The following is a 1,185-nucleotide window of genomic DNA, read 5'->3' as shown; positions in this document are numbered from 1 at the left end:
CACCGCGCGATGCGGTCGAGGATGTCGGCTTTGCCTTCCCAGACAAAGAGGCCGAGTTCGTCGAAGTTGGAGGCGGGGGAATTCATCGGGGAGGAGCGTCAATACACCAGCATGGGCAGGGCCTTGCAGTCGAGCGACTTCAGGTTCACGTCGACCTGGCCGAGGTTGATGCCGAGTACGTTTGTCAGGAGAGGGGTGAGGACCGATGCGCCGATGGCGTCGAGCAGCGGCTTGAGCAGGCCGGCCAGGACCGACACCGCGTTGGAGATGGCGCCGCCGGCTCCACTGCTGTTGGCTGACAGCGAATCCTTGATCATGTTCTTGCAGCCTGCTTCGCTGCCGCCCAGTCCGAGCAGGCCGGTGCACGGATTCAGCACGCCGGTCAGGAGATCCAAAACGCCGTTCAGCAGGCCTGTCAGCAGACCGCTCTGGTTCGAATTCTGGCGAATGGTGTTGAGGGCACTGGCGTAGCGCTGGCCCCAGCAGCCCGTGGTGTTTGCCGTGCAGATGCTTGCGGTGTTGTTCCAGATCTGCGCGGTCAGGTTGTCCAGCTGGGCACTGGTGGGTGTGCCCGTCGGCGTCTGGCTGCCGAAGAGGAGATTGGTCAGCTGGGCCAGGAGGTCCGATACCAGTGTGCCCACCTGCAGGTTGTTGACTGGCGTCGTACCAGTCTCGCCTTACGCAAGAGTCAATTCGGAGTTGGGTCCGGGCAACACGCCTAGATCGAGGTGGTTGTTCACCCTGAGCAGCCCCAGCACGTTGATGAGCTCCATGTCCTTCAGCGTTGTCGGATAGCTGCAAACCGTGGATTTGGAAAACAGATCGCTCGTCGCAATCTGCCCCACCCATACGTTCGCGATCTTGCTGGTCACTTGGAACTTCGCGCGATCCTTGCCGGTGGTCGGCTGCTGGAGCGCAGGCGTGCACATATCGACCAGCGTGCCGATACCCGTCACCGCGTCGAGCACGATCGGGAGGTCGAGTTTCAGTAGCGGCGCAAGCAGAGAACCAAGCAGCCCGGCGTCGGTCGTCACGTGGATGAAGGTGCGAACTTGCGCGTTGTAGGCCTTGGCGCCGATGCCGCCGATGGCTATCGAAGGCGGCTCGATCACCGTCACCTTGGTGGTGACCTTCGCCAGCGACAGCAGGTTGATGTTGAGCCCCGCATCAACAGCATGCTGCGAG

Annotated in this window: 1 protein-coding gene and 1 pseudogene; both read right to left on the bottom strand. The window is 62.0% G+C overall.

The features are described 5' to 3' along the window. Positions 1–98: 98 nt before the first annotated feature. On the bottom strand, positions 99–641 hold the full coding sequence (locus tag ACSFA3_RS24585; RefSeq protein ID WP_435507985.1) for a hypothetical protein: 543 nt from the start codon (positions 639–641) through the stop codon (positions 99–101). A 36-nt stretch (positions 642–677) separates the two neighbouring features. After that, positions 678–1,185: pseudogene (locus tag ACSFA3_RS24580) on the bottom strand (hypothetical protein); the annotation flags it as partial.

The organism is Variovorax glucosi (genome assembly GCF_051216695.1).
Lineage (GTDB): Bacteria > Pseudomonadota > Gammaproteobacteria > Burkholderiales > Burkholderiaceae_C > Variovorax.
The sequence above is the reverse complement of the archived record's forward strand: the minus strand, read 5'-3'. Positions and strand labels throughout refer to the sequence as shown.